The 6,366-nt window shown below is 31.5% G+C and carries 8 protein-coding genes and 1 pseudogene; 8 read left to right on the forward strand and 1 reads right to left on the reverse strand.

Translation table 11 applies throughout. The features are described 5' to 3' along the window. The 3 genes from Q0Y61_RS09295 to Q0Y61_RS09305 form a co-directional block, all read left to right on the forward strand. A partial coding sequence (locus Q0Y61_RS09295; protein ID WP_297814357.1) for a glycosyltransferase occupies positions 1-990 on the forward strand: 990 nt, incomplete at its 5' end. Next, complete coding sequence (locus Q0Y61_RS09300) at positions 987-1,673, forward strand: hypothetical protein (protein WP_297814360.1); 687 nt, start codon at positions 987-989, stop codon at positions 1,671-1,673. The genes Q0Y61_RS09295 and Q0Y61_RS09300, both read left to right, overlap by 4 nt. Positions 1,674-1,677: 4 nt before the next feature. After that, a complete protein-coding gene (locus Q0Y61_RS09305; RefSeq protein ID WP_297814362.1) occupies positions 1,678-3,105 on the forward strand; it encodes a glycosyltransferase in 1,428 nt (475 codons plus the stop codon). Between the two features lie 2 nt (positions 3,106-3,107). Here Q0Y61_RS09305 and Q0Y61_RS09310 read toward each other — a convergent pair whose 3' ends face one another. Next, complete coding sequence (locus Q0Y61_RS09310; protein ID WP_297814364.1) at positions 3,108-4,148, reverse strand: P-loop NTPase fold protein; 1,041 nt, start codon at positions 4,146-4,148, stop codon at positions 3,108-3,110. A 100-nt stretch (positions 4,149-4,248) separates the two neighbouring features. Here Q0Y61_RS09310 and Q0Y61_RS09315 point away from each other — a divergent pair. The 5 genes and pseudogenes from Q0Y61_RS09315 to Q0Y61_RS09335 all read left to right on the forward strand — a co-directional run bounded on the left by Q0Y61_RS09315 (position 4,249) and on the right by Q0Y61_RS09335 (position 6,274). Beyond that, a pseudogene (locus tag Q0Y61_RS09315) lies at positions 4,249-4,771 on the forward strand (DUF2589 domain-containing protein). A 47-nt stretch (positions 4,772-4,818) separates the two neighbouring features. Further along, positions 4,819-5,247, forward strand: coding sequence for a hypothetical protein (locus tag Q0Y61_RS09320; protein ID WP_297814367.1), 429 nt, complete (start codon positions 4,819-4,821; stop codon positions 5,245-5,247). 92 nt (positions 5,248-5,339) lie between these two features. Then, complete coding sequence (locus Q0Y61_RS09325; RefSeq protein ID WP_297814369.1) at positions 5,340-5,588, forward strand: hypothetical protein; 249 nt, start codon at positions 5,340-5,342, stop codon at positions 5,586-5,588. A 229-nt stretch (positions 5,589-5,817) separates the two neighbouring features. Then, positions 5,818-5,991: a hypothetical protein gene (locus Q0Y61_RS09330; protein WP_297814372.1), complete on the forward strand. Its 174-nt coding sequence runs from the start codon at positions 5,818-5,820 to the stop codon at positions 5,989-5,991. 70 nt (positions 5,992-6,061) lie between these two features. Then, positions 6,062-6,274, forward strand: coding sequence for a hypothetical protein (locus Q0Y61_RS09335; protein ID WP_297814374.1), 213 nt, complete (start codon positions 6,062-6,064; stop codon positions 6,272-6,274). Positions 6,275-6,366 lie beyond the last annotated feature (92 nt).

The raw sequence follows: 6,366 nt of genomic DNA on the forward strand, positions 1-6,366 counted from the left end.
GATATGTATTTATTAAACAGGGCTAGACCATTAGATGAAAATACTAACAAATTGATGTCTTATTATTTTAACGAAAGAGATAAATGGGCTTTTAAGCTTGCTGATTGTCTATTTTTCCCCTCTAAAGAAAGTTTAGAGGGATATTATAGTTTATGGTCTGATTTTGAAAATTTAATCAAAGATAAACCAATATACTTTTGCCCTACTGGCACAACTATCAAAAAACCGATTCTTAGTCAAGAAAATTTAAAATCTCATCTGAATATACCAATTGACGCTAAAATGATTTTATATATAGGCAGATTTATTGATGTCCGAGGATACGACATACTTGTAGAAGCAGCACAAACCATACTAAATACTAGAAATGATATTTATTTTGTTGTTGTTGGTGAAAAACAAATCTCACCCATAACCCACAAACAATGGATACAAATTCCTTTTGTAGATAATCCAAGTGATTATATCAATGCAGCAGATGTTTGTGTGTGTCCCAATAGAGGTAGCTTATTTGATTTGAGTATGATAGAAATTTTATCCTTAGGAACTCCAATAATTTGTTCTTATGTAGGAGGATATAAATGGTTAGAAAACAAGACAAGTGGTGTTCTTTATGCTCTAGCTGGCAATAAAGACTCTCTAATATCTAAAATTTACGAATTTATGGATTTAACCCAAGAAAAGCTATCCAAAATGTCTCAAGACAATAAAATGCTATACAACAATGAACTTTCACTAAAATGTTTTCAACATAACTATTGTGAAACCATCAAAGAAATTTATAAAGATTTTAAAATTAGTAATAAACAATATATGATTTCTTATTGCGAAACAAATCTATTGTGCAATGCTTTATTTCAAAATAAAACTATGCTTGCTTCTGATAAAAAAATCATAGGCAAGACAAAACTGCAAAGAAAAATTGATAAACTAAAGAATGATCCTATGCTATTTATAAAAGATTTTTTCCGAAAAAGGTTTAAGCGATGATACCAAACAACCACGCTAACATAAAAACTTCAGGAAAAAATAATATTATAGAATTTTGCGATAACTTCAGATTCTTTGATAAAATAAATTGTTCTATATCTGGAGAAAATAACACAATTCAAGTTGGCAATGTAAATATAAACCAAAGAGGCAATCTCAAAATACACATAAATGGAAATAATAATGTTATAAAAATTGATGATGGAGTGATTATAAATCATAATCTATCACTTTCCTTTTTTGCTGGAGGCGTAGGCACGGTTACCAATTATTGCTCTATCAAGATTGCTTCCAATACTTTTTTCAATGGAAGCACAAGTTTAATTTGCGGTGAAAAAAATACAAATATCCTTATAGGAGCAGACTGCCTCTTTGCTAACAATATTCGCTTAATCACGACAGATAATCACTCAATCTATGATATTTCAACCCTTAAAAGAGTAAATCAAGCCGGAGATGTGAAATTGGGTAATCATATTTGGGTCTGTGAAGATGTAACTTTTTTGAATAATTCTAGCGTAGCTGATAATTGCGTAATAGCAACAAAATCTCTTGTAACTAAACATTTAATGGATGAAAATTGTGTTTATGGTGGCATTCCTGCAAAAAAAATTAAAAGCAATATCAACTGGGATACACAAATAAAAGATAAATTTATGGGGGGGGGGGCACAAGCCGCCTAATACAATGATGAAAAATACAACCTTTGTAGATTCTAGTATAGCTAATAACCGCGTCGGAATTATTATTCCAATCTATAATGCAGAAAAATATCTTCAAAAATGCTTAAATTCAGTCGTTAATCAAACTCATACTAATTTAGAGATATTGCTAATTGATGATGGAAGTACAGATAATTCTTGTCAAATTGCCAAAGAATACGCTGCCAATGATGAAAGAATTACTTTGATTTTAAAAGATAACGCGGGACAATCTAGCGCAAGAAATATAGGAATAGATTATTTTAATCAAGAATATCAGTTCATTCCTACAAACAAAGAAATTGAAAAATTACATTTATTTAAAATCAAAAACCTTAACAATACAAAAATTTTAACAACCAAAAAACTTTTAGCGATTCCAAAAATAGATTATTTAATCTTTTTAGATTCTGATGATTCTTGGGATTTAGATTGTTTAAAAAAATGTGTAACCGCTATGAATAACAAGAATATAGATATAGTGTGGTTTCATTTAAGTTTTATCCATAAATTAAACTACAAAAGTCATTGGGTGATAACACCAAAACAATTACTTCAAGATATGATTAATAATCAAATAGATTATTTCTTTTTTGTTTGGGGTGGTATGATTCGATTTGATTTTTTAAAAAAAATAAAATTAAAATTTTTGGAAGGCGTTATGCACGAAGACCATCTTTTTGGAATCTGTTTATTTTTACAGGCAAGAAACATTTATATCTTGAAAGATAATCTTTATAAATATTTTACAAGCATAAATAGTGTTACAAGAGGAAAAAACTTATCTTTAGGGGCTTTACAATCTTTTTATAATTATACTAACGATGCGATTGATTATGGATTTTTTGATATTCTTAAAAAATCAAGAAGCAAGCAAATCTACAAAGAAATTTCTAGATTAATAATAAATGAACATATTTATTATTATATCCTCACCCTAAAAGATAATGAATTAAAAGAGTTAGCAAAAAAGTGTTTTTTTGGCAAACATTATTTTCAAACATTTCTTCCAGCATTCTCTTTCATTAGGAGATATTCATACTCATCTGCCAAAATGAGAATCTCCAATCATTTAGCATATAAACTAGGCTCTGCAATGATTTCAAACTCTAAAAGCCTTTCAGGATATATTCAAATGCCTTTTATTATCCTGTCTATTTATTATAGACATCAAAAAGAACAAAAAGAATATCAAGCAAAAATAGCAAAGAATCCCGGCTTAAAACTTCCTCCTTTGGAATCCTATGCAGACTATCAAGAAGCTTTAAAATACAAAGAACATCTGAGCTTTAAGCTAGGAGTTGCACTCATTGAGTCTCAAAAAGTCAAGGGGGGGGGCATAATAAAATTTATATTCCACGATGTGCCTAGAATCAAAAGAGAGTTTAGGGAAAGAAACGAATCCCACCGATAGTTTTAGGGCGTTGGATTTATCGCGCGATTGTTTGATTTGTCTTGTATGGTAAATTGAGAGGTAAAATTAATGGCAGTGATGATTTTATGTTTATTCCATGAAATCTTTAAATATCCCCTATGTTTTAACCAGTCGCAATAAGTTTGCACTATATAAGAATACTGATTCAAGCTAACGCTAATTGTTTCTCCATTTTTTATTATATACCACTTATTACTGCTATCTTGATGAAACAAATTTATATTCTCAATAAAAAAACTATCTTGAGCATATAATCTAGGACATACACCATAGATAGCCTCAATATATTCAATCAAAGGGCTGTCTTTTAAAGCAAACCTCTCCTTACACACAAGCTTTTCTACTATCCCCATTATTCCCTCTGCATCTGTGATGTTGGGTATTTGCAAATACAAATCAGGTCTATAAATCTTGATGAGTAGAATAAAAATTGCGTGTTGCATATCAAAAATAGGCTCTTTATTATTGTCTTGGAATTGTTGCATTTCCAATAGTTTAATTTGAGGGAGAATTTTTTGCAATTCTCGTAAAGCGAAGTTATCTGCAATAAAAATCTCTGCAAGATTTGTTTGTATCTCTAGCTTCTCTTGCAAATACTCACAAAATCTCTGCGGAGAGGGATTAGGTAAAATAAATTCTAAATCAAAGAATCTCCTAAGATAGTTTTCTGTATCAATTTGCCCATAAATTGCTTGAATAGATTTGGAGAGTTGTGCCTTATCAATAGAGATTACAAATACAAGATTTGGAATCCCAAAGAGATGTTTAATATTCTCTAGCATTTCAATGGCATAAGTTGGACGACAGCGGTCTATTTCATCTATAAAAATAATAAAAGGTTGTCCCTCTTTTACCCCTGTTGCTTCAAAGACTTTTGTTAGATTCTCTTTTAATTGAACTAAGCATTCTTTTTCTTTAGAGTAGTTTTCAATTAATACTACTGCAGCATTCTCTGTTAATGTCTGTGAAGCCTCTTGGAGCAATTCATTATCTATTCCAATTTTATTAAATAAGCCTTTCACACTCACCTTTAATAAAGTAAAAGAAAATAATAGGGAAAATGAATAATTTAAGGAGTTAAAAATGGCAACTGAAATTACAAATCAATTTTCAGGATTAGATATGTCGTCCCTCATAGGAGGACCTTTACAAGCAGATTGCAACGCACAATTACAACTTGCAAATGCCACAGCAAATTTTATCCAAACGGTTGGAATGCAAGAGGATAATTCCGCAGTAAGAACGGTGGATTTTAAATATGAACAGATTAAAGAAGACGGAGCAACTCAAAAAAATGAATATCCAAACTCCGCTTCTTGCTGTGGTAAAGATTCCAAGTCTAGCAATTAATAATGTGAATGTTACTTTTGATATGGAAGTCAAAACCGCAGAAGAATCCAAAACTTCAGATGATAAAAGCGGTTCGCTTGATGCGGAAGCAAGCATTGATTTTGCGTGCTTTAAAGCAAAAGTATCCATTAAAGGTTCTATTAGCTCTCATAAAGAAAACACAAGAAGCACGGATACTTCCGCTAAATACCACATAGAACTCATTGCAAAAGATGATGGAATGAGCGAGGGATTATCAAGAGTCTTAGATATTATCAATCACTCCATACAGCTAAAAGAGGAATCGTTCTCATAAGCAATGCACAATATTCAATAAAAGTCGCTTAAGGTAAGAGATGATTGATGGCTAGATTCTTTGATTTAAGCTTGATTGGATTCCACAAAGGCACAAAATCAACAAAATTAGTTATCAATTTGGAAATATTTGTTTTTCTTTTGCAAAAAGAAAAATTGTTTTGCGAAAATAAGATTCAAGATTTAATGCGAGAACGTTATTATCAACTTGGGATTTTATTGCAAAAACGCTTTGAAAAATCGTTAGAACAGGCATTCAAAATGCTTTTTTATCCAAAATATACCTTAAACATAGAGCTTCGTTTTAACATTTACAAAAACAAAGAAAACAAATATTTATTTAAAAAGCCAAATTTTTTTAAATCTTTGTTTCAATGTTTTAGCACTCATCAAGTGAGGATTCATCAAGATAAAATTATCTTAGATGATGAAATCATCACAAGAGAACGAGCAAGAGAAATTTGGCTAATAATTTAAAGAAAGGATACAAAATGAATATATGAGATAATTGGTATGTTATTAGAGCTCTTAAAGATGGGGAGATTCAAATTGATAATGATGAGCGCGATATGAATGATCAAGATGTTGTTGCGGGTATGAGTGTGTATGCCGCTGAAACAGAAGAAAAGGCTGTAGAATTTTTGCGTGAGCATAGACCAAAAGCTCGTTATAGCGTAACACGATACCGCGACCTCAAAACACTTAAAAACTTTAAAATCCAAGAGGATTTTACAGGCAGCAACAAGGGGCATTATCTCATTAGCGGAATTACCATAAAAGAGGTTAAAAATAAATTTAGCCAACAAGGGAGATTATAAATTCCATTGACACATCGTGTGGATAAGTCTTGTCTTTAGTGAGGGAGATTCTTTACAAAACAATTAAAGTGATTTTTGCTTTCGCGCGGTTAAGTAGGGATTAACTAGAGTTAAGCTCGAGATTCAAGCAATGAGGAAAGATTTTACTTAGAAATCTAGGTTACCTACTCTTGCTTGGAATCTCCAAAAAACTACATAGCATTGAATTTTATGAATTTAAAGGAAAAAGATGAAAGAAACTATTGATTTAATTTTACCCTTGAGTGCAGAATTTGAGGGTTTTAGAAGTAAAGTTTATAAATGTCCAGCGGGATTTGATACGATAGGCTTCGAACGCAACATTGAGGCAAACCCATTAAGCACAGAGGAGAAAGCGCAGTTAAAAATGCAGATGGAAGTGTGAGCGAGGCTGTGGCTAGAGAATGGTTAAGAGAATATTTAGAGGAATGTTATAAGGAGCTAGATGAGACTAAATGGATTGTGTTAGGAAAGCGGCATTAGTAGATTTTGACTACAATGTTGGTTTAGGGACACTCAAAACCTTTAAAAATACCTTGCGATTCTTTGAATGTGGGGATTATAAACAAGCGGCAGAGAATATGCGCAAAAGCAAATGGTTTGGTCAAGTGAAAAGGCGCGGGGTTAAAAATCTGTGTATGGTAGAAAGTGGGAGTTTAAGATTGTAATTCTCTCACCTCCTCATTGTAGTGCTAAGTGGGCTAATATTGCATAAAACAAATAAACCTATCAATGCATTTATGGTTCTATCGCCAACAAC

It is taken from the genome of uncultured Helicobacter sp. (genome assembly GCF_947367035.1).
Lineage (GTDB): Bacteria > Campylobacterota > Campylobacteria > Campylobacterales > Helicobacteraceae > Helicobacter_D.